General features: G+C 45.5%; 20 protein-coding genes. 11 read left to right on the top strand and 9 right to left on the bottom strand.

Going from position 1 to position 22538, the window contains the following annotated elements; all coding sequences use genetic code 11:
- Positions 1-98 precede the first annotated feature (98 nt).
- Positions 99-1490: a DUF4041 domain-containing protein gene (locus OXH18_RS18305; RefSeq protein ID WP_268608701.1), complete on the top strand. Its 1392-nt coding sequence runs from the start codon at positions 99-101 to the stop codon at positions 1488-1490.
- 260 nt (positions 1491-1750) lie between these two features.
- Here the strand turns inward: OXH18_RS18305 and OXH18_RS18300 are convergent, their stop codons facing one another.
- Positions 1751-2542: an IS5 family transposase gene (locus OXH18_RS18300; protein ID WP_268607476.1), complete on the bottom strand. Its 792-nt coding sequence runs from the start codon at positions 2540-2542 to the stop codon at positions 1751-1753.
- Positions 2543-2723: 181 nt separating this feature from the next.
- Between OXH18_RS18300 and OXH18_RS18295 the strand changes: the two genes are divergently transcribed.
- From OXH18_RS18295 to OXH18_RS18265, 9 genes are all read left to right on the top strand, one after another.
- Positions 2724-3584, top strand: coding sequence for a restriction endonuclease (locus OXH18_RS18295; protein WP_315874604.1), 861 nt, complete (start codon positions 2724-2726; stop codon positions 3582-3584).
- A 15-nt stretch (positions 3585-3599) separates the two neighbouring features.
- Positions 3600-3842, top strand: coding sequence for a hypothetical protein (locus tag OXH18_RS18290; protein ID WP_233745962.1), 243 nt, complete (start codon positions 3600-3602; stop codon positions 3840-3842).
- Entirely contained in the window at positions 3829-4281 is a 453-nt protein-coding gene (locus tag OXH18_RS18285; RefSeq protein WP_233745964.1) for an HNH endonuclease, read from the top strand. Before OXH18_RS18290 ends, OXH18_RS18285 begins: the two co-directional genes overlap by 14 nt.
- Positions 4282-4615: 334 nt before the next feature.
- Positions 4616-5119 (top strand): membrane protein insertion efficiency factor YidD, encoded by a 504-nt coding sequence (gene yidD / locus OXH18_RS25375; protein ID WP_315874603.1) that lies wholly within the window; start codon positions 4616-4618, stop codon positions 5117-5119.
- Between the two features lie 121 nt (positions 5120-5240).
- Positions 5241-5870 carry a hypothetical protein gene (locus OXH18_RS18280; RefSeq protein WP_268608693.1) on the top strand — a complete coding sequence of 210 codons (630 nt, stop codon included), beginning with the start codon at positions 5241-5243 and terminating at the stop codon, positions 5868-5870.
- Between the two features lie 82 nt (positions 5871-5952).
- Positions 5953-6144 (top strand): DUF6888 family protein, encoded by a 192-nt coding sequence (locus OXH18_RS25565; protein WP_390904336.1) that lies wholly within the window; start codon positions 5953-5955, stop codon positions 6142-6144.
- Entirely contained in the window at positions 6128-6340 is a 213-nt protein-coding gene (locus tag OXH18_RS18275; protein ID WP_268608691.1) for a DUF6887 family protein, read from the top strand. Before OXH18_RS25565 ends, OXH18_RS18275 begins: the two co-directional genes overlap by 17 nt.
- Positions 6341-6648: 308 nt before the next feature.
- Positions 6649-7302 (top strand): hypothetical protein, encoded by a 654-nt coding sequence (locus tag OXH18_RS18270; RefSeq protein WP_268608689.1) that lies wholly within the window; start codon positions 6649-6651, stop codon positions 7300-7302.
- A 145-nt stretch (positions 7303-7447) separates the two neighbouring features.
- On the top strand, positions 7448-8086 hold the full coding sequence (locus tag OXH18_RS18265) for a DUF6151 family protein (protein WP_268608687.1): 639 nt from the start codon (positions 7448-7450) through the stop codon (positions 8084-8086).
- 178 nt (positions 8087-8264) lie between these two features.
- On the opposite strand, the gene OXH18_RS18260 is transcribed toward OXH18_RS18265, so the two are convergent.
- Complete coding sequence (locus OXH18_RS18260; protein WP_268608685.1) at positions 8265-8576, bottom strand: hypothetical protein; 312 nt, start codon at positions 8574-8576, stop codon at positions 8265-8267.
- Between the two features lie 700 nt (positions 8577-9276).
- Between OXH18_RS18260 and OXH18_RS18255 the strand changes: the two genes are divergently transcribed.
- A complete protein-coding gene (locus OXH18_RS18255; protein WP_268608683.1) occupies positions 9277-9693 on the top strand; it encodes a universal stress protein in 417 nt (138 codons plus the stop codon).
- Positions 9694-9833: 140 nt separating this feature from the next.
- Here OXH18_RS18255 and OXH18_RS18250 read toward each other — a convergent pair whose 3' ends face one another.
- The 7 genes from OXH18_RS18250 to OXH18_RS18220 all read right to left on the bottom strand — a co-directional run bounded on the left by OXH18_RS18250 (position 9834) and on the right by OXH18_RS18220 (position 22359).
- The gene (locus OXH18_RS18250) at positions 9834-11207 is read right to left on the bottom strand and encodes an ATP-grasp domain-containing protein (protein WP_268608681.1); all 1374 of its coding nucleotides are present in this window, start codon (positions 11205-11207) and stop codon (positions 9834-9836) included.
- Positions 11208-11308: 101 nt separating this feature from the next.
- On the bottom strand, positions 11309-12124 hold the full coding sequence (locus OXH18_RS18245; protein ID WP_268608679.1) for an O-methyltransferase: 816 nt from the start codon (positions 12122-12124) through the stop codon (positions 11309-11311).
- A complete protein-coding gene (locus tag OXH18_RS18240; RefSeq protein WP_268608677.1) occupies positions 12124-13365 on the bottom strand; it encodes a sedoheptulose 7-phosphate cyclase in 1242 nt (413 codons plus the stop codon). Before OXH18_RS18240 ends, OXH18_RS18245 begins: the two co-directional genes overlap by 1 nt.
- 650 nt (positions 13366-14015) lie before the next feature.
- Positions 14016-16457: an acyl-CoA dehydrogenase gene (locus OXH18_RS18235; RefSeq protein WP_268608675.1), complete on the bottom strand. Its 2442-nt coding sequence runs from the start codon at positions 16455-16457 to the stop codon at positions 14016-14018.
- A 112-nt stretch (positions 16458-16569) separates the two neighbouring features.
- Positions 16570-17751 (bottom strand): thiolase family protein, encoded by a 1182-nt coding sequence (locus OXH18_RS18230; protein ID WP_268608674.1) that lies wholly within the window; start codon positions 17749-17751, stop codon positions 16570-16572.
- A 14-nt stretch (positions 17752-17765) separates the two neighbouring features.
- Positions 17766-20111, bottom strand: a complete 2346-nt coding sequence (locus tag OXH18_RS18225; protein WP_268608673.1) for a 3-hydroxyacyl-CoA dehydrogenase/enoyl-CoA hydratase family protein — start codon at positions 20109-20111, stop codon at positions 17766-17768.
- 19 nt (positions 20112-20130) lie between these two features.
- Positions 20131-22359: an AMP-dependent synthetase/ligase gene (locus tag OXH18_RS18220; RefSeq protein ID WP_268608672.1), complete on the bottom strand. Its 2229-nt coding sequence runs from the start codon at positions 22357-22359 to the stop codon at positions 20131-20133.
- Positions 22360-22538: the final 179 nt, after the last annotated feature.

Below are 22538 nucleotides of genomic sequence, written 5' to 3'. Positions count from 1 at the left end.
TAATATGAATTTGTGCAAGGTTGAGTAAAAGTTTGATTTTCTAGTACGTATGGGTGCTGATTCGGGCAATCTATAACAGGTGATTTCGGCTTGCTTCCATGACATACTTACTATTTCTCTTATCCATCGGGTTAGCCACTGCACTTGCTTTAGTGATTAAGCAATTGCAACAGCGAAAAAATGATTATGCAATAGCTCAGGAGAGGTTGAAGGAAGCAGACAAGCGGTTACAAGAAGCCGATCGGAAGTATGGAGGACTCATCTCTAGGGAAGATACTGCAAGAGAACTAGACACGAAAATTACCGTTCTGACGAATCGGCTTAAGCAACTCGATAAGCAGTCACAAGTAGAGGAGCAGGAACTATCTACTAAGATTTCAGTACTCAGAGCAAAACTGAAAGGACTTGAAGAGCAAGAGATTGTCGAAGCTTTTGGATTTTACGAGTCCAAATATGATTTTCAAGAGGCTGAAGAGTACAAGCAACGCTTAGACAAAATTCGCGCTCAACAAAAGCAGATGATTAAGGATAAGCAAGCTGCTGTCTGCCATACGGAGTGGTCAGTTGGTGGGAGCGCGAAAGAAGGTAAGAAAATGACTGATAATTTTCTAAAACTAGTTCTTCGTGCTTTTAATGGCGAATGTGATGCTTCCGTTGTAAAGGTTAAATACAACAATGTTCAGACAATGGAAAATCGCATCAGAAAGACTTATGATGATCTAAATAAGCTCTCTCAAACTACACACTGCGAGATTACTTCACGCTACTTAGACTTAAAACTCCAAGAGCTTTGGTTAACCCACGAATACCAAGAAAGAAAATATCAAGAGCAGGAAGAACAGCGCATTATTCGCGAACAAATGCGCGAAGAAGAGAAAGCATTACGCGAACTTGAAAAAGCTCGACAAGATGCTGAGAAGGAAGAACGTCGTTATCAGGAAGCTTTGGAAAAAGCTCGTAGAGACGTAGAGTCGGCTACAGGTAAGGCTCAAGAGAAACTTCTTAGTCAAATCGAGGAGTTGCAGAAGCGACTCGCAGAGGCTGAAGCAAATAAAGAAAGGGCTATATCTCAAGCTCAATTGACAAAATCTGGACACGTCTACATCATTTCAAACATTGGCTCGTTTGGCGAAGATGTTTATAAAATTGGTATGACGCGCCGCCTTGAACCAATGGATCGAGTTAAAGAACTAGGTGATGCTTCTGTTCCCTTTCCATTTGATGTTCACGCTATGATCTTTTGCGAGAATGCTCCAGAACTCGAAGCTCGTTTACACAAGCGTTTCAATAGCAGAAGAATGAACAAGGAGAATGAGAGGAAGGAGTTCTTTCGAGTTTCATTAGACGAGATAGTTAGAGTTGTGCGAGAAATAGATCAAGAACTCAAGATTTGTAAATCTGAAGTGACCTTTACCAAAATTGCTGAAGCAACAGACTATCGAAAAACTCTAGCTAGAGAACGCCAAGACAAAGTAGCAACAGCGATATAACAATTCGGGTGCAGCGGATTGACCGAAGCCGCTTGGGTGGGTTACGAAGACCCCGGCAACCGCTGACCCGAAACGTTAGCCCTTTAAATTTGGGGTGAGGCGGTTCTTCGGTTCTGCGTGTGAGTGCATATGACTTTTCCCTGACCTTTTCCTGACTTTGCACGGCTGACAAAGCAAGTATGTAGAAATTACGGTGGGTATGGAACCATTCACAGAATTAGCTTCTTAGAGGGTGTTTGAAAAGATTTGAGGTGTCAAATTTATGCCAACCGCCTCACCATAATCCGAATCATGGCAAGGTAGATCAAGGTTTCTGATGTCTCTGGTAATAATTCATAGTCTCTGACCAACCGTCTGCATCCCATTAGCCAACCAAAAGTTCGTTCTACCACCCACCTCTTTTTGAGCAAGCTAAAGCCTTTGGTTTGCTCAGGTCGCAGTACAACTTGCACAATCCAACGACAAACATCCATCACCCACATCAGAAAAGGGGCGCCATCGAACCCGCCGTCTACCCAAATGGTGATTAAGCGTGAAACCTTTTTCTTCATCCGTTTGACTCGTTTGAGGACACGTTTGCCCCCTTCGCGTTCCCCCAGGTTTGCCGCACTCACAAACACCCGCAAAACCAGTCCTAACGTATCCACCGTTAAAAATCGTTTGCGTCCTGTAATCAGCTTGCCTCCATCAAAGCCAACTTGTTGATGAACTCCTGCTGCACTCTTGATGCTTTGGCTATCGATGATCGCTTCTGATGGACTAGGATAGCGTTGCGCATCGATGCGAACCCACTGGTGCAACTGGTCATGAATGGAAATCCAGGTGCCGTCCAATCGCCAGTTGCGGAAGTACGTGTACACCGTCTGCCAGGCTGGGAAATCACCAGGTAAAGAACGCCAACGACAGCCTTCAACCAGAACATAGAGCATGGCATTGAGCACCTCCCACAGGTCAACGCTGCGAGGACGACCACCTGGCTTTGCTGCTGGAATTAATTCACTCAAAACCTCATATTGGGCGCGGGTTAGGTTACTGGGATATGCTTTACTCATCTGACTCACTCAGGGCTGTAGATATTTGCTATTCGCAGCCTACACTGAGTGAGCTTTTTTACGACCTTCCTGGCTTCTCAAACACCCTCTAAGATAACAGTTTGAGAGATCGCGGGGCTCCACACCTTAAGTAGCGGTTTATATTTGACAAGGTAGCCCTTTTGTAAATCAACTTGTCTGTATGAAGCGATCTGCCTCCTCAGTACCAACATTTGATGCAATGCTTATACCCACAATTCAGGCTCTACAAATTCTGGGTGGGTCTGGTACAACTGAGGAGATTTATGACCGAGTGGCACAAATTCTCAAGTTGCCAGATGAAGTGCTTGAAATCCCACATGGAAGTAGCTCACAAAGTGAAGTTGAGTACCGTCTTGCATGGAGCCGTACCTATTTGAAGAAATACGGACTTTTGCAGAATTCGGCACGAGGAGTATGGTCGTTATTGTCAACCACTATCAATCCTGATGGCTTAGATCCCAAAGAAATTGTCAAAACTGTTCGAGATACAGACAAGAGCAAGGTTGTTCCTTCAGATCCAATGACCGAGACAGTTGAAGCAATCGAAACCTTGGAAGAACTCGCATGGCATCAGCAGTTACATAAAATGCTTCTAGAGCTTGAACCATCTGCATTTGAGCGTTTGGCACAACGCCTACTGCGTGAATCTGGTTTTATCCAAGTTCAAGTTACTGGAAAATCTGGCGACGGTGGCATTGATGGAGTCGGTATTGCTCGCATCAACGGTTTTTTGAGTTTCCATGTTCTTTTCCAATGTAAGCGTTACCAAGGAGCAGTAACGGCGGGGCAAATTCGAGATTTTCGGGGAGCTATGCAAGGGCGCACTGACAAGGGATTATTGATCACAACCGGTACCTTTACCAGAGATGCAATTAAGGAGGCAACCAGAGATGGTGCACCCCCGATTGACTTGATTGATGGCGAGCAGCTAGTCCAACGCTTGAAAGAACTGGGACTTGGTGTCAAGATCACAATGATTGAGTCAGTAGAAGTTGATACAGCTTGGTTTGCAAAAATTTAATTCAATGAGGTCTAAATGGTTACAACCCTCAATAAACCATCTTCTTTAATTCATGAGATCCGGATCGAGAAAGTTGGCAACTGGGATTTATTCAAATTTAGTGAGTCTCTTCAACTGCGAATGGAAACCCTTCTAGAAAAGAAAAAAGCTGATCAACTCACGCCTGATGAAGTTGCTGAATTAGATGCGATTGGAGAGCTAGATCGTATTTTTACGCATATCAACGCGATGCTTGCTGCTCAACATGCCAATCAGTGATGAAGTCAGGCAGGCTATTCGAGAGCGTGCTAACTATATTTGCGAGTATTGTCACTCTCCAGAACGGTTGAGTGCTAATCGGTTTACGGTTGATCATGTCATCCCAAAATCTTTGGGGGGTTCCGACGCACTCGACAATCTTGCGCTGGCGTGTCGTCGTTGCAACGAGAGGCGTTACAATTTTGTGGCTGGTATCGATCCAGAGACCCAAGAAATTGTTCCCATTTTTAATCCTCGCAAACAAAAATGGGCAGAGCATTTTGTTTGGCAAGATAAGGGCGTTGTCATAGGAGGAACGACACCCATTGGTCGCGCAACTTGCCTGCGGCTTGATTTGAATGATACTCGTTATCCAGAGGAAGATTCTATTCGAGCAACCAGACGATTTTGGATACAAACCGGATTACACCCTCCAGCAGGTGATCCGTGTCAAGCTTGAAGTAGGGTGGCTGCCAGCCAGCTAACCCTGCGTGGCAGCGGACGGACGAAAGTTGCTGGTATTAAGTTTAAGGTTATCGGCCGCCGCTGATTTGAGCCGTTAGACCGCCTGAGTTATCTGCTTGGGCGCAATCGGAAGTTTAATGGTGGGGTGCAATTACCAAGTGTGTAAAGTTTCAGTAAAACCTGTAAATTAACAGTAATTTTTCCGGTTGTTCATAAATAAACCTTGTACCTTCAACAAAATGGATTGTTAGACTGCAATTCTGTATGAGGTTACGTTGATGTTCTGTACAGATTTTTTGACAAAGATTATTGGAGTAGTGCTTTGAAGTATGAGAGATATGACGAGATTTATTAATAGTTCAGACTACTCCACAGAGAGTCGAAGCAATCGTCTACCGCGCTTTAAAGCGACTAAATCAAAAAAGACCAGCTTATGTTTTCCTACACAAAGGATGCCCTTTAACTTGCTATCATTGCTTGACAGTTTACTACGCTCGGTTGCAGTAGCAATTATCGGTGGTTATCAACATCATCTTTCACCAAGGAAAGGTTATTCCTGCTCCCACCGAATTGTATACGGCGGCGACTCTTGTTCAGAGTATGTAAAGAAAACTCTTGCAGACAAGAGCCTGGTTGAAGCAACTCTTCTTGCTAGGCAAAGATTTAAAGAATGTAATATTACATACACATCCTCAAAGAATCGAGTCGTCGAATCTAATGGTTCAGTTATGGTGTCAGTAGGTCCTGATACAGACATCATTCAATGGATTATTAGCATCATTGTCGCTATTTTTGCTCTGATATTTGGAAGAAATAGTGGTTGTTGCAAGTAGATGCTTGCATATCCCAGTTTTCTAGGAACACCGACTCACAGTCAATAGATTCTTTAGAGCCGTTAGTTGGCTCTGTGCAGACCTTTTGCACTAGCACTTTAAGGCTATCGGCATATAGTTCATGAGTGACAAACCCGATCGTTCATCCTTCAAGAAAATCCTTGCAGCGATTTGCATGGGCTTTCTTACATATCTTTTTTTCCCTGTTGCTAGCAGTGTTATATCTGCTTACTTCAATCAGGATGCACGTTTTGATCCGCAGCGAAGCCAAAATCCTACTACACTACCCAGTAGTCCTACCGAAACTGCTAGATTGCCTACACCTCAAGAAACAATTCAAACACCTCCACCAACACCAATACAAACACCAAAACCAGAACCAACGATATCAGGTGAATGGGAAGGCAAATACATTTGTTCAAAACGTATCACTGGCGTGACTGTTGCTATGGCTCAAACTGGAAATAAAGTTATCGCTGACTTTGTTCTATATCCTCCGCGAGAAAATTCAGATATTCCTCGTGGGGTTGAAAGATATGACGGACGTAGTGGAAGCGCACGATATCAAGGAGATTTCAATCCTACTTCTCGTCTTATCAACTTCCCACGGGGAACATGGAGGGAGCAACCTGCTCCGTTCTGGACAGCCTTTGGGTTTCACGGCGAATTCGATGAGAACTTAGAAACGTTTTCTGGAAGAATGGATCATCACAGTTGCACAACCATTAATCTAACAAAAAAGGACGACTAACGATATATTTACTGAGCTTAATCTTCAAGACCGTACATCTTTTACGGTATGGTATTACTCGCTATCATGTAGATGTGAGTATATGCCTACAGCAGAACAGGCTTTTGCCTGCGTCAGAGTGTGCCAAATGCTCTCAGATGGGTATCAGCCCATTCATGTGTTTCGGTATAACTCCAATACCAAGACGGTGTTCATTCTTGCTGGTGTAACTGAGAGCCTGGAAATCTTGGTTTTCTCAAGTGGACAATGGAGGTTCAATGATGACGAAGCCTGATTTTAACAAAATGTCTCGCCAAGAATTGAGAGCTTACGTTCTTGCTCATCGGGATGATGACGAGGCTATTGAAGCGCTGATTAGAATGGGCAATCCCAATAGTCCAATCTACCCATTTCCTCAGACTGATGAGGACTTGAAAGCAATGGAAGAAATCCTCAAAAGAAAACTAGGTAGCAGTGGCGGCGCGGTCTAACACTGCGTTGGTGCGGACGGTACAAAGATTACAGCGGATTCGGGGTTTATGAGGTACAGTAGCAGCAATGAGTAAACCAATGTTTGAGGTGTTCAGGATTCATTAACTCAAGTGCGATTCCGATTAAACCATCCACACCAGATGCAGTCGTTTAAGATATCGTAGGGCAATGCTTTAATGTTATTTGTGTAATGTTTGAATGAAGCTTTTGTTGCTTTTAGATACGAGTCAAGTGGGCGATCTAGTTTAAACAATAGAGTGTTTCATTTGATAGCAAACCATCCTACGATTAAAGCTAAATCGCAACAATGAAAGAATTTGACGAAATCGTCAGATCAGCTACAAAAGAACAACGAGAAAACTTGGCAAAGCTGACTGAATCTGCATTTGGTGATGCTCCTGATACTCTCTGCAATCATATACGCTGTCTCAGGGCTGGAAGTATTGGTCAACTTTTCTGGAACGATTCTTGGAAGCAGGTAGTAACAGACGTTGCCGATCACATCAAGATTGATTGGACAAGCACATTAAATGATCGTCGGTGGCGCGACCTAGAAACTCAAGAAATTGAAGCCGCTGTCGTAACCAAGCTGTTTCAGAATATGCTGGAGCAACTTTCACCAGAGCAGCGACAAAAACTTGTCATGGAGATGCAAAGAGATAGCGATGATCCACGTCTTGAGAGTTTGCTGCTAGGCGGCGGTGTGATGACGGTTGCAAGAATGAGTGGTTTTGGAGTGTACCTGTTAGCAAGCACCATGCTGGGTGGACTGACTAACGCCATGGGAATTACATTACCTTTTGCAATTTACATGGGCATGAGCCAAACGATTGCGTTTATCCTTGGCCCCGTGGGTTGGGCAGCGTTAGCTGGAGGCATTCTATTCACACTCAATCAACCCAATTGGAATCGTCTCACTTTGGCTGTTGTCTATGTTTGGATGCTTCGATATTCAGCATAAACTAGAGAATAAGCACAGCCTAACAATTGTGGTGCAGCGGATTGAAGGAAGCCGCTGGTGCTGAGTTGGAGGGATCGGCAATCGCTGACCTGAACCGTTATACTGCAAACAACAGCGAGTTATCGAAGGAGAGGAATGAAAAACTATGACCCACTCGATTCGCTGCAATTGTGGCAAACTCAAGGGTACACTTAACCGCAATGCCAATGTAAATAGATGTATATGCTACTGTGCTGACTGCCAAGCCTTCGCCCGTTTTCTAAAACGAGAGAATGAAATACTTGATGAAAGGGGTGGTACTAGCATCATTCAGACCATCCCTGCAAATGTCACATTTGCTGAAGGCATTGAAAACCTGAGGTGTATGCGTCTGACTGCGAATGGACTGCTACGATGGTATGCAGCTTGTTGTAATACTCCGATCGGGAATACTCCTCCAAACCTCAATCCACCATTCATTGGTTTAATTGATAACTGCTTGAGTTCGGATCGAAATTTATTAAGCAGAGCGTTTGGTCCCGTCCGTATGCACGTAAATACAAAATATGCGATCGGGGAAGATAAGCCAAAATCGATAGGACTTCTATCTGGCACCTTGCGTATCATTGCAATGGTGCTCAAAGCTCGCCTTGATGGTAGCCATAAACGTACACCATTCTTTGTTCTAGGATCTGGTGATCCTATCGTTACTCCGAAAGTGCTCAGCGATCAGGAGTTGAAGGACGTAATGGATGCCGTATACAACGCCCATGCACACCAACCGTCGAAAGTTGATCGGTTATGATGCAAAGGTGATCTGCGGCGGGTAAAGCGGAACGTTGGGCTGCTTCATATCCTGGTGGGGACGGTACAGCAATATTATTTGTAAGTATTAAAGGCTAATTTACTTTGAGATTATCTGTGTGGCATCACTTTGGGAGCGTTGCTAAGGCGATCGCGCAAATAGGAATGATACCAATTCCTTAAAGACCGGCTACAGATAATGCCTCAAGAATAGAGGCTCTAGCGACGATTGAACGAATCACGGCTTGGGTCATTTCTTGCAATCGCTCTCGCATCAGCAAGCGCAACTCATCAAGGGTATTAGGCAGCTTCCATCGGAGTCCTCGCTTGAGATACAGCCAAACATTGCTCAATGGGATTCGTTCGGGTGAATGAGACGGTTGAAACATCAAAATGATGTTGGAGAGAATCTGCAACCGCTTTGCCCTGTCACAACCCGCTTGGTCAAGTTGAATCATCAAGATACTGTCTGCAAAATGCTGAGCAACCAAGTTGAGGAACACCTGAAAGCATGTAGTGCATCGCAGAAACTGGCTCTTTAGGTATCCAGTTTTTGGGATGCACTACACAATCAGTTTTTAATGAATAGCAATAGTCCGGACACTTGTATCTCAAACCGCCCTCATGCTCCAGCCCCTTTTCCCGTTTTAGAGAAGGAGAGCCAAATCAATGGCTCGCTCTCACCACGGGGAGGGATTGAGGGGGAGGGCTAACAACTGACGGCATGGCGAGGGGTTCAGCGTTCTCACAAACCCTGTCCAAACGATTGGAATAGGTTCTTCTCAGGGCTGATAAATAAATAGATAGAGGGAAGCATGACAAACTCAATGAACCGGTCAAACATGTCAGAAAGTGTCGAAGGGCATGTGCCTAGTTCAAGTACTTCAGAAGTCAGCAATTTGCTCTCAGCGCGTTAAGTTGCACCAATTTTTGATAAGCATTTTATACCAATTTTCCGAGGAGGAACTACAAATGCTATAAAACGTTTGTTAGGACCTATAAAAGGGCCTATGGCAAGGGGTTACAAACTGAACATTACGAAAAGGGCAACGACCTCAAGCAGTTGCTGTAATTGCAAAAACGAGCCTTTGTGAGTGTCCAGTAATCGAGTACGGTGTAGGCTATAACTAAGCTATAACAAAGATGAAAAGACACTTATTAAGATAATTGCTCGATCCAGTGAGGCAGACTATGTTTAAGACTGTTTTATTTCCGATCGATGGTAGCCGTGAAGCCCGTGAAGCGGTTGATACAGTTGCAAATGTGGTGAAAACCTACCAAAGCCGCTTAGTAATTATCTCGGTTGTTGAAACTGCCAACGCCACAGACGCCACTTCTGCTGCCGATCGAGAAATGGCATCTCCAGAGGCGATCGCCAAACTGTTGGAAACCGCCAAAGCTGTCTTCCGAGACCAAGGGATTGAAGCTGAAGTGATTGAACGAGAAGGAATTCCAGCTTTTGTGATTTGCGATGTAGCTGATGAGATCGACGCCAATTTGATCGTGATGGGCTGTCGTGGGCTAGGACTCACTGAAGAAGGCGCTTCCGATAGTGTCACCAATCGTGTCATCAATCTTTCGCCTTGTCCGGTGCTGGTTGTTCCCTAAGCGTCTACAATCTGCTTAGTGAATCGGCTGGACTGCTGACATACATCAGTCCTTCAAAGAGTTGTTCGATCGTCAGCCCAGAGATTTTCTGCCTTACCTGAAGCCATTTTTGATCTAGGGAAGCAACCCCACCCCAGTCATTAATCACCACCTAGTTCAACCAGCTTGCCAATATTAAAATCAATGCGAATCCAGCCCTTGAGTTTGCGCAAATTACCCAATAGCAGTAGCGGAATTTGCCAATGGTGCACCGCAAGGAACGGCAATGGGTCATTAGGTCGAAAAATAGCATCTGTGCCCTGTGTAATATTCCTAATCCAGGACTTTAATTGCTTAAACGATCGAACTTCGGTTAGACGCCAAAGCTCATGGTACAGCCAATACGTCGGTTTACTGTCGGGCAGTGGCTCGATCGGCGGCTGATTTGCAGCAGTAGCGGGAGTGAGATAAGCATCAGCTACACTAGGATGATCATGAAACATGGTGATGGCGGAGTGAATACGTGGATTACACTCAATCGGAAATACGGTGCCATCCGATCGTTGAATAAAATCGAACGAAATTTGTCCAGTTAAATTCAATTCTTGGACAAACTGCTTTACCCAGGCATAGATAGCAGGGTTCTCCACATGTTCATAATTCACTTGAAACGCAGAAGATTTGGAACAACCATGGAGACGAATTACCCCATTACGAACCGTACTATGGGTACAGTATTCTTGTCCGCGAACAAACTCCTGCATTACCCACGGTTTTTCAGGAGTAATTGGTAAACTCTTGACACGCTCTGCCATTTGGGAACAGGGCAATTTAATCAGATCTAGCCGATGTATCGAATCATAGGGAATGCTTTTAAGAATATATTCGCTACCATCTGTCGCAAAATTAAAATCAAGAATTTGATTTGGATTGGTGATCAGAAACACTTTGGGAGTAGACAAACCGATCGATTGCGCCTTTTCACAAAAAGTAAATTTGTTATCTAATAACTTAGTAATCTCCGCATCAAAATGCATTACATCACAATGTGGGGATAACAGCGATTTCGCCAAGGAATCATAATAACTAGCAATTGGACTAGAAACAGGAATAAATAGATCTACCTTTTCTCGCTGAACAATATCTAACAAACCATTGCAGTACCCTTCTGGATCTTTTTCTGGCACAGGAACAGTATAAAATCGATCGACAGCCTTGGAAAATCGATGACCAGATAACCAATATTTTGGTGTTTCTACTAAGATGACACGATGTCCGGCAGACCTAAACGATCGAGCTAGCTGCAACGCTTTCGTCATCTTACCACCCGTCAGTAATATTGTTTTGGGGTGCTCGGCCGTTACAGACGATTGTCGAAAAGGGTTGAATAGCGAACTGACCACGAGCGAAATCAAGACAACCAAAAATGAAATCGGCAAAATAACTGTAAGCAATAGTAGAGCGCCGATTGTTTTACCGATGGCTAGTAACTTGGATTGAACAAAATTGACTGGAATAGAGGTGGATTGTATCATAACAAAGGCTCAATTCAACTAAAGAAACACGCGTGAAAAGCTAGGGGACACTAGCAGGAATGTCCCTATAGCTAAATTGCACTATTCTTGGAACAACGAAACTAAATGCGTCGAATGATTGTAACACCATCCCGCACTGGCAAAAGAACTTGCTCCACACGCGGATCGGCCGTCACAAGTTGGTTAAAGTGGGCGATCGCTTCACCATTCGCAGTGCGATGTGTGTTGGAGAGATAGGGCTGTCCTTGAAATAAGGTGTTATCAACAACGATAAAACCATTTGGAGTGAGCAAACTACTGTCTAGAAGCAATTTGAAGTAGTCTACATATTCCTTTTTATCGGCATCAACAAACACCAAATCAAAGGTTTCCCTTGCGTCGGCTAGCTGCTGCATCGTTTCTAGCGCAGGGCCGATCGCAACCTTGATCTTATTGCCATGAGGGGAGGACTGAAAACACTGCTGCGCAAATGCAGCAACATAGGGATCAACTTCGCAGGCAATCAGTGTCCCGTCTTCTGGCAAGGCTTCTGCCATCGCTAAAGCTGAATAGCCAGTGAACATACCAACTTCTAAAACGTGCTTGGCCTTAGTCATGTGAATCAGCATTTTCAGGACTTGTCCCTCCAAATGCCCGGACAGCATCTCTTGCTCAAGCTGACGAACAGTTTCCCCATCAGAGAAGCGTCTGCTCCAGTCTTCCTGCTGGGTTTTCTGCGCTAACGCTGCCAATGCTGCTGATTCAGGTGTGGTACAGCGATCGAGGTAGGGATCAAGTCCACTAGCCAAATGGTACGCCTCTTCGATCGCCTGCTTCAGAGGCGCTGAAAGGGAGGTGGACTGAGCTTGCTGAACAATGTGTTCTAACTTGGCAGCTAAGATGCCCAATGGTGTCACAGGTCTAGCTGGGTTGGTCATTAAGCCACTCCCATCAGTAACGAATCGGGTTGCTGCTCGACTTGCATGTACATGTCAATTCCCTCTCCGTGACGAGGATAGTGACTACATAGGTACTTATGAGCTTCTAAAGCAGTCGCAAGTTCTTCACGGGTTAAGTCATTCATGAAGAAACATTGACCGATCGGACGAGGGACAGCGGCTCGTTGTAGACCATCGCGAGTACGGGTAATCGATTCGGTGGCTTTCCAAAGCAACTCACTGGTGAGATACGAACTGTCAATGGCTAATCCCAAACGACTCATCAATCCCAAAATTCGATCGCGATCGGTCTCACTGATGTATCCACGCCGTTCTGCAATTGTGGCAGAAAAAGCCATATCAATATTGACGCCATGGCCGTGAAACATAGGAATCTCAGGTGCAAGCTCTAGCGTAGGACTCCAGGTATGACCGTAGGCGATGACACGATCCAAGTCCAACTCATGCAGGTTAGGAACTTCCAGTTCCAGCATGGTTTTAATGGCATTGTAAGTGACATCATGGGCTACCTGTTGCAGTTCTGGCGAGCCATCTACATATCCAAAGTGAGTCCGCAATAGTGCTTCACCGTGTTGCTCTAACAAGTTGAAGATGTCAGCGTTGGCAACCACTGCAATTTTGATCAATTCGGCCATGCCATTGCGAATTTGATCGATCGGCAATGTTTTCAGAAATGAGAAATCAAGAATAACCTTCTGCGAGGCATGGTAAGCCCCCAATCGATTCTTGAGCTTGCCATGATTGACCGCTACTTTAATAGCCACACTGGCATCAATTAGACCGATTAATGTGGTGGGAATGCGAATGTAGTTGGTGCGGCGACGATAGGCAGAACAGGCAAATCCAGCAACATCGGTTGTTAGACCACCTCCTACAACCAGAACAGGCTCCTTTCTTACCAATCCAAAATCTGCAAAAGCATCGATAATTTTTTCGAAGCTTTGCAGTGTCTTGTCTGTTTCTCGAATCGTGATTGGAAATGGTGTCAGATCAATTCCATAATGCTGAAAGTACTGCTGAACTTGAGTACCGTATAACTCGTACACAGTAGCATCAATGACCATCAGGCAGCGTCCGAATTTCTTGTAACTGTCTGCGATTTCAGCGTTGCCGATGCGAAATACACCATCAACATAAAGCAAACTGAAATCGATCTTTTCGTAGCCTTCAACATGAAAAGCTGTATCGGTGGCTGTGAACGTAGCTTGGACGTTACCCATTGAGATTACCTTAGCTTAAACAGCAATTGCAATTGTTGTATAACTTAACAGAATTCTAAGGATTTGCACATAAGCTGCAATTAAGATTCGGTTAAAGAATCCTAGTTTTCCGTGGGTCTCAAGCCTGCTAAAATCAACCCTTTGGCAGATGTTTGAATTAGTAAGAAAGCTCAACTAACGAGAAGCTTTTATGAAAAGTCCTCATCATTGGCTAAGAAGTTGTAATTTTTTGCAATTTTTTAATCAGCGATCGACGATTTTACTGGTTTCTTCCACGATACCTATTCACCTTTCCTACTCCATATTAGATAGATCGAGCAAAAATACTAACTCAAGGATGAGTAAAGCTTCTAAGTTTACATTCATTTGTGTATTTCTAAATACATGAACTTGTTACAGCAACGGTGTATATCTTAGAGGCTATTTGAACAGTATTAATGCTGGCTCAAATTGCCCGCACCCGCACCCCCAGGAGAAGGAATCGGACACTCGCTCCCCTTGTCCTACCAGAGAAGGGGTTAGAGGATGAAGGCGTAAGATGTGCGACGTTTCAAACATCCTTCTAGGAATAGGGCTTAGAAAAGAAGGGGGAATTGGCAAGCTTGGAATGTCCTTTTACATTGACGATTTGCATGCATGACGTAGGGGTATTAGCCAATCGCGGCCAAGTTAACCGGAATAAGCTGATCGCGCTGATATTCTTCTAGCGTAAAGGTATCTACTTGAATCGCATCCGTTCGAATCCGCTCTGCCTCTTGCACAAGTTGGGCAGCTTCTGCGGTGATTACCCCCGCCTCAAGAGCCGCATCGATTAACGATTCCGGTTTAGACTGAGGCAGTTGACCTGTTTGACTAGCATTTTTGATTAGTTTGAGAACGTTTTCTGCCTCAATAGACAACTGAAATGCTTTCTCTAACCGTCCCAAGGCTTCATCCGAATGAGCAGGTAAATAGATGCCATTGGTGAGACGATCGCGAATGTCTCCAGGAATTTGTATATTGCGTGCTATGTGATGACCTAGGATGTCGCTTGGAGATGTGCCGATCGGATTGAGTCGCCACCACCAAGCCACCGGGCCACGCAGAATTGCGCCCAGCACAGGAATAGAAACGTTTGCGAAAATTCCCTCTAGTGCTTGTTGAATTTGGGCAAAAGCATATTGCGTTGACCAGTGCACCAAAGGTAAATCATCTGGATGGCGTCCTTCTGCCTCAAAGCGCCGCAAGGTAGCCATTATCAAATACATCCAGGACAAAACATCGGCAAAGCGTCCAGTTAGGGTTTCTCGACGCTTCAGCGTGCCGCCGAATGTGAGCAACACTAGATCGGCAAGACAGGCAAACGTAGCGGCTGCCCATGCTAGCTTGCGATAGTAGATAGCTGTTGCGCCCCGAACCGGAGGACACGCCAATCGGCCACGCGATAGATTCAACAAAATGGCGCGAACACCGTTGCGAAAAATTAAGCCAAGGTGTGGCCAAAACACTCGATCGAAGGCAACGGTGTCTCCACTGTTGAGCGCTTCTATTTCCTGGTAAAGATAGGGATGGCAGCGAATCGCGCCTTGTCCGAAAATCATCAATGAACGAGTGAGAATATTGGAACCTTCTACAGTAATAGGAATCGGAGTAGCAATATAAATGTTGGCTAGTAGGTTTCTGGGACCGCGACAAATACCGAAACCACCTAAAATATCCATACCATCGTTAATCAATTGGCGCGACAGTTCAGTAAAGTGGTACTTGGCAATGGCCGATACCACCGGAGGACGTTCACCCCGATCGACCGCTGCACAGGTGTAAAGCCGCGCCGCTTCCAGCAAATAAGTGAGGCTGGCAATTCGCGCTAAGGGTGCCTCAATTCCTTCAAAACGCCCAATCGACAAGCCAAACTGTCGCCGCACTGTCGCATAGGCACTGGTGACACGAGTGACAAATTTGGCAATGCCTGTACAGGTGGCAGGGAAGCTAATTCCCCGTCCGGCCGCCAGCGTCTGCATCAACATCTTCCACCCCTGTCCCGCTTGCTCGATTCCGCCAATAATCTGATCAATCGGCACAATCACATCCCGCCCTTCGATCGGTGAATTATAGAACGGAACACCCATCGGATCATGGCGTTTTCCTAGTACCACACCCGGCGTATTGGCTGGAACCAGAATACAAGTAATGCCAACGTCTTTCCCCTTCCCCAGCAATTGATCCGGATCGTGCAATTTGATCGCCAATCCGATCAGCGTGGCGATCGCGCCCAAAGTAATATAGCGTTTGCGAAAGTTCAAGCGCAGGTACAATTTGCCATTACCTGCGCGAAACACAACCCCGCATGAGGTAATGCTAGCCGCATCTGATCCTGCCTGCGGCTCTGTGAGGGCAAAGCAAGGAATATCGTCTCCGCGTGCGAGACGGGGCAGGTAATACTCCTTCTGGGCTTGCGTACCATAACTGAGCAGCAGTTTAGCCGGACCAAGGGAATTGGTGACCCCCACCGTAGCCGTATGAATGAACGATCGCGACGCAAGTTTCACCATCGTGGCACTATACGCCAGATTAGAAAACCCCAACCCACCATATTCTTTAGGAATCATCATGCCAAAGAATCGTTCTTGTTTCAGGTAATTCCAAACTTCCGGCGGTAAGTCTTTGTGGCGGTAAATCTCCCAATCTGTTGCCATACGACAAACTTGTTCAACCGGGCCATCTAAAAACGCTTGAATCTCTGGTGACAGTTTCGGATACGGTTCATTCATCAACCGTTTGAGATTCGGTGCACCCGTGAAAAACTCTCCCTCTATCCAAACTGTCCCCGCTTCGATCGCCGCTTTTTCTGTCTCTGATATTGTTGGCAAAACACCAGAAATACGAATTGCCCTCATGATTGAATGAGTAATTAAATTTTGACGAATCAAAGGAATATTAAGTCCTGCAATAGCGACAGAAAATATAATTAAGATCCAAATTGATGTATGAAATACAAGTAGAGCCAAGACAAAATAAATTGACCACACCCAAAACGGAACATTAAGGTAGCCAAAAATCGCAAAAAAGAAAATAAAGATTGAAAAGGCGATTGCTAAGGAAATAGAAATCATAATAGTTCACTAAATTAAATAAAAAATTGTAAGGTATAGCATTCAAGCGTTTGCTTGAATACTTTAGAAATCGTACCGATTGAATACCATACCTCTACTGCCAGAATCAGCCTTACACCATCAAATTCTCAAACACTCCTGCCGCACCCATACCGCCACCTACACACATTGTCACCAGCCCATAGCGCACGCTGCGTCGTCTCATTTCGTGCAGTAGCGTTGCCGTCAGTTTTGCCCCTGTCATTCCTAATGGATGCCCTAACGCAATCGCCCCACCATTCACATTGAGAATTTCTTCATTGAGATCAAGTTTGCGAATCACAGCCAAGCTTTGAGCAGCAAACGCCTCATTCAGTTCAATTAAGCCAATATCATTCAGCGTCAGCCCCGCCTGCTGTAACACCTTAGGAATGGCTGCAATCGGGCCAATTCCCATAATTTCTGGCGGCACACCCGCAATCGCAAATCCGACTAACCGTCCCAAAGGTTTAACGCCTAGTTGATTGACCAGGCGATCGCTCATCACCACGGTTGCAGCGGCTCCATCTGACATTTGGGACGCATTGCCTGCCGTGACGGTGCCTTTGGCATGGAACACAGCTGGTAGTTTGGACAAGGCATCTAAGCTAGTATCGGCCCGGGGACCTTCATCGATCTGAAATACTGTATCTTGAGTTTGCAGTCGCTCGTCCTTGTACAGGGTTTCATGAACCTGAAGGGGAACAATTTCCTCGGCAAATTTGCCCGCTTGTATGGCAGCCAAAGCGCGTTGATGCGATCGTAGAGCAAACACATCTTGATCGTCACGGGAAATCTGATACTGCTGCGCTACGTGTTCAGCCGTCAGTCCCATTGTGCAATAGACTTGCGGCATGTTTGTCATTAAATCCGGATTAGGAGCCATGCCATGTCCTCCCATCGGCATCAAGCTCATCGATTCCGCTCCCCCTGCTACTATCACCTCCGCCTGTCCAGTCATGATTGCTTGTGTAGCCATCGCGATCGTTTGCAGCCCTGATGCACAAAATCGATTTACCGTGCAGCCTGCAACTGAGTCTGGCAATCCGGCACGCTGGGCTACAATACGACCCAAATTGAAACCTTGTTCCGCTTCTGGAAAAGCACAACCTAAAATTACATCATCGATTTGCTCAGGCTTCAATCCTGGAACTCGATCGATCGCGGCTTTCACTGCGACGGCCCCCATATCATCTGGACGGATCGTGCGAAGTGCCCCGCGTGGTGCTTTACCAACCGCTGTCCGAACACTACTAACGATGTATGCAGCTTTCATCGTTCTTTCCCTCATCAATTCCTCAACGGCTTCTTCGTTTTCAGTGCATGTGCAATCCGTTCCTGAGTTTTTAGCTGACCCAGGAGTGGTAAAAACGTTTCTCGCTCTAGTTGCAGTAGATATTCTTCGGAAACAAAGCATGGAGCCGTTAGCTCTCCGCCTGTCATGACATAAGCTAAGCGATTAGCAAGATAGCGATCGTAGTCACTGGCAAACCCACTCTGTTGAAAGATATAGGCAGCATGTTCCAAAACAGCCCGCATTGGACGCCCCAAAACTAAAATAGCGTTTTGTCGAGGAGGTGGTGTGTAGCCAATCCGACTGAGATGAAGCACTTGCTGCTTAGCCACGAATAAACGGCGATCGGCATTCATCACGATGTGAGTTGTGGATGGAAGAAATCCTAATTCTTGACCTTCGTAGGCACTATTTGAGACTTTGGCTGTAGCGATCGTTTCAAAGGCGGCTTGCAAGAATGGACGAATATGTTCAGGAGATTCAGTTGCAGCCCGTTCTACCGATCGAGAAACAGTTCGTAGAATACCACCTGCTCCTGGAATGAGACCAACGCTCAACTCCACCAGTCCAATATAGGTTTCTGCAGCGGCCACCACTTGCGGACAAGCCATAACTAACTCACAACCGCCACCGAGAACACGTCCTTGAACAGCAGCAACAATCGGTTTTGAAGCGTAGTGAATCCGCTGAAGAAGTGACTGGAACTGAATAATTAAGGTGTTAATCGCCTCCATATTGCCAGATTGCGCCATCTCAGCAATTTCTGCCAAATTTGCCCCTCCACAAAAATTGGGGCGGTCGTTACCAATCACCAATCCCTGCAAATCATCCTGAGTTTCCAGGCGATCAAGCACCTCTGCCAGTCCGTTCACTACATTCAGGCTCAACGTATTGCCTTTGGAGCGAAACTCGTACAGAGCCACCCCGTCTCCTAAATCGAGTAATGCAGCATCAGAATTTTGCCAAAGCGTGCGATCGGCAATGCGTTTGAGATCAGCCAGATTGATCTCATCAGCTGGTGCTTCCATCCGCACATATTGATACTGCAACTCATAAGTATAATGATGATTCCAATAGAAACTTCTAGCTCCATTGTGGTGCATTGTCTCCACCCAGTTTGGAATCGCAATATGCGCAGCGTTCATGTCTGCCAGCACCGTTTCAAACCCTAGCACGTCCCAAATTTCAAACGGGCCCAGTTCCCAACCAAAACCCCAACGCATAGCTCGATCGATTTCTACCGGGTAATTGGCAATTTCAGGAATCCGTCGAGCACTATAGCCCAAAATGTGGAGCATAGTTTGCCGGAAAAATGCACCCGCTCGTCCAGGAGCACCATAAAGGGCCCGTAACCGATCGGCTAACGGCAACGGCTCGATCGCCGACAAATCGCCCAAATCCAACGACTTGGCAGGCTCATAGGCAAAGGTTTCTCGGTTTAACGAGAGAATTTGCTGGTTCTGTTTTTTGTAAAATCCTTGCCCAGTTTTTGCACCTAATGTGCCCGTAGACACCAATTTACGCAACACTTCAGGTGCCCGAAACACTTCACGGCTCTCATCATTGGGAATAGCAGGATACAAATTTTCGATGACGTACAGCAGGGTATCTAACCCAACTAAATCAGCCGTGCGAAAGGTGGCAGATTTAGGACGTCCGACCAATGTTCCGGTCAGGGCATCGATTTCTTCGATCGTGTATCCTTGGGTTGTCCAAGCTTGTAATCCTAGCATTACAGCATACATACCAATACGATTAGCAATGAAGTTAGGAGTATCTTTGGCAATCACAACACCTTTGCCCAAACCCGATCGTCCGAACCACTGCATTCGCTTCAAAACATCTGGATTGGTGTCAGATGTGGGAATTAATTCTAACAACTTGAGATATCGCGGTGGATTAAAGAAATGCGTACCTAAAAAACGCTGACGGAATGATAGCGATCGTCCTTCTGCAATTGCTTGAATTGGTAAACCACTTGTGTTTGTCGAAACGATCGTGTCGGCTCGAATGACCGTTTCTAACTGCTGCATCAACTGCTGTTTAACATCTAGTTTTTCTACTACTGCTTCAATCACCCAATCCACATCGGCAACTCGGTGAAAATGTTCTTCAAAATTGCCTAATATGACCCGATGGGCGATTTTCTTGGTAAAGAAAATGGGAGGAGATAGTTTCAACGCTTTCTTAAATGCAGTTTCTACCAAATCGTTTTTATCAGATGATTGAGCAGGCAAGTCTAGTAAATGCACAGTCAATCCGGCGTTAGCAAGATGAGCAGCAATCTGAGTGCCCATAATTCCAGCACCGAGTACAGCAGCAGTTCGGAATGGTTTATTCATGATTCTGATAGCCTCCCCCTTAAAGAATCGTAATGAGTTGCTCTGCAATGCCTCTAGAAAATTCAGGTATATTCATTCCGGTGTAAAGCATAAATGGCACGATCAATCGCAGCGTTGTCAATCGCGGATTCAATGATTGAGCAAAAACAGGACAAGTTGCGTCGGGAAGGTAAGAACACAGTAAATCAATCACTTCAGACCCAGCTTGCTCATTGATATTCCATTTATCTGCATCAGGGCTTGTCAAAACTTTGATATTTTGAGGTCTTACCTGAGGCGTTATTTCAGCAAATAATGCCTTAACTTCATCAGTCAAGAGTTGTAGTAGAGCCGTCCGGCTGAGTGGTTCGATCGAGTTCTGTTCAGCGTTAGAGATAATATCTGGATGAATCAATCGGAATTGCTTAACGATGGCCCAGTATGGCAAATGACAATTCGCAACGTTGACTAAAGCTTGATACAAGGCTAGTACACATGGATGCTTCAGTAAGGCATCATTAGGTGAATCAATTCCAAACTCCAATGCATAGCGGTGCAAGGCTGCTAGATTAGGAATAATCAATAAAGCACACGTTTTTTGATCGGCCCCGATGACGATTGTTCGATCGACGAACGGTGATTGCATTAGACGTTGCTCAATAGGTTGTGGAGCAATGTATTTGCCAGTCGAAAGTTTAAACAGCGATTTTTTTAGTCCTACGATCTTTAAAAATCCATCTTCAGAGATCGTTCCCAAATCTCCTGTATGGAGCCAACCCTGCGAATCAATTAGCGATCGAGTGGCTTCAGAATTGCGATAATAACCCGGTGTGATGTAAGGACCACGAATCAGAATTTCGCCATCCTCTGCGATCGTTAGTTCAACTCCCGGAATGGGAGTACCAACTGTTCCGGGGCGGTTGTGAGAACCCCGATTGCAGCATACAACAGCACTGGCTTGTGTGAGTCCATACCCCTGCATCACTGGAATACCCGCGGCGGCAAATACCGTAGCCACCTCGGCGCGCAGGGCGGCTCCTCCACAAATGAGATGCTGCAAGCGCCCTCCAAACACCGATCGCCATTTTGCAAACACCAACCAATCCGCTAGCGTTAGCAACCCTGCATAGACCCCGCTTGGTTGATGTTCCATTTCGTAGCGTTTTGCCAGTCGCATCGCCCAGCGTAGCAGCAGGCGCTCTACAATTGAAGAGGCTTTGTGGCTATGTTCCAGAATTTTGCTATAAATCTTCTCTAGAAACAGCGGCACCGTGGTCAACACAGTAGGATGTACTTCCTGCAACTGCTTCATCACACGATTGGGGCTAGAAAAATAGATACTATGACCATAATTGATGTGCCCATATAACAGCGTTCGTGCTAGAACATGGTTGAGGGGCAAAAAGGAAAGCACAACCTCTTGTGCTCCTCGTTTGAGGTTTGGAATGACCGAGAATGAGGTTAGCGCGTTAGCCGATATATTTTCGTGGGTCAGCATCACTCCTTGCAGTTGCCCCTGTTCGTCGGGAATATATACAATCGTGGCTAAATCATGCGCAGCGATGGCGTCATGAAGCGATCGAGGATTGATTGTAGATGCCTGTCCGTTGTGCTGAATTTCTTCGAGTGAGAAAACTTGAAGACATTGAGGAACTGTTGGATGGGATTGCTCCAGAGACGCTGGGTGCAGCAGCATAGGAATATCTAGACAAGCAGATTCAGGAATCTCTTTGGTGGGGAATTGGCTTCCAGGTGTAGAAGCGGAAGTGATCCATTGCGATCGAACTGCCTGCCAGTCTTCAGGAACGCTTACGACAATAATGTAGCGAAGCTGAGGCATATTCCAAAGATAGGGCAAGATTTGCTGCAATAAATCTAAATTAGAAACAATCAGCACTCGCGCTTCACTGTGATCCAGTACGAAAATAATATGTTCAAGGGTCTGAGTTAGATCAATCGGGACATCAACTAGGTTTGCAAGCAAGCAACCTAAATCAGCCACGCAAAAATTAACATCGCTGTGCATCAATAACGCTACTCGATCGCCTTTCTGCAACCCCAACTCTAGCAAGCCAACCGCCAGCGATTCGACTGCCGTTTGAAAGGCTTGATTCGACAACGATTGCCATCCTGATTCAGTCCACTGATTAAACGCATGAGGGTTGGGAACTTGAAGAGAAGCTTCGTTCAACAAGGAAGGTAAGGTTCGCCCCAATCTCACAGTAAGAGAATCAGGCGAAACAGGTTTGGTGGTTTTAGTTCCTATCATCTTCTTTAGAAGAGCAATTCTCTTCGGCGATCAGTAGTTTTTAAGAAAGGCTATAACTACACAACAATGCAAATTAGACAAAAACAATCAATTAAGAGGTGCAAGATGAAGTGCAGGATATAATTTCTTTCATAAGAAACCTTTTTCTGATTAACAGCAAAAGCAGAGCCATCAAGCTT

The organism is Thermocoleostomius sinensis A174 (genome assembly GCF_026802175.1).
GTDB classification, from domain to species: Bacteria; Cyanobacteriota; Cyanobacteriia; order Elainellales; family Elainellaceae; genus Thermocoleostomius; species Thermocoleostomius sinensis.
Note: the sequence above shows the minus strand (reverse complement) of the source record. Positions and strands in the feature narration are given on the sequence as shown.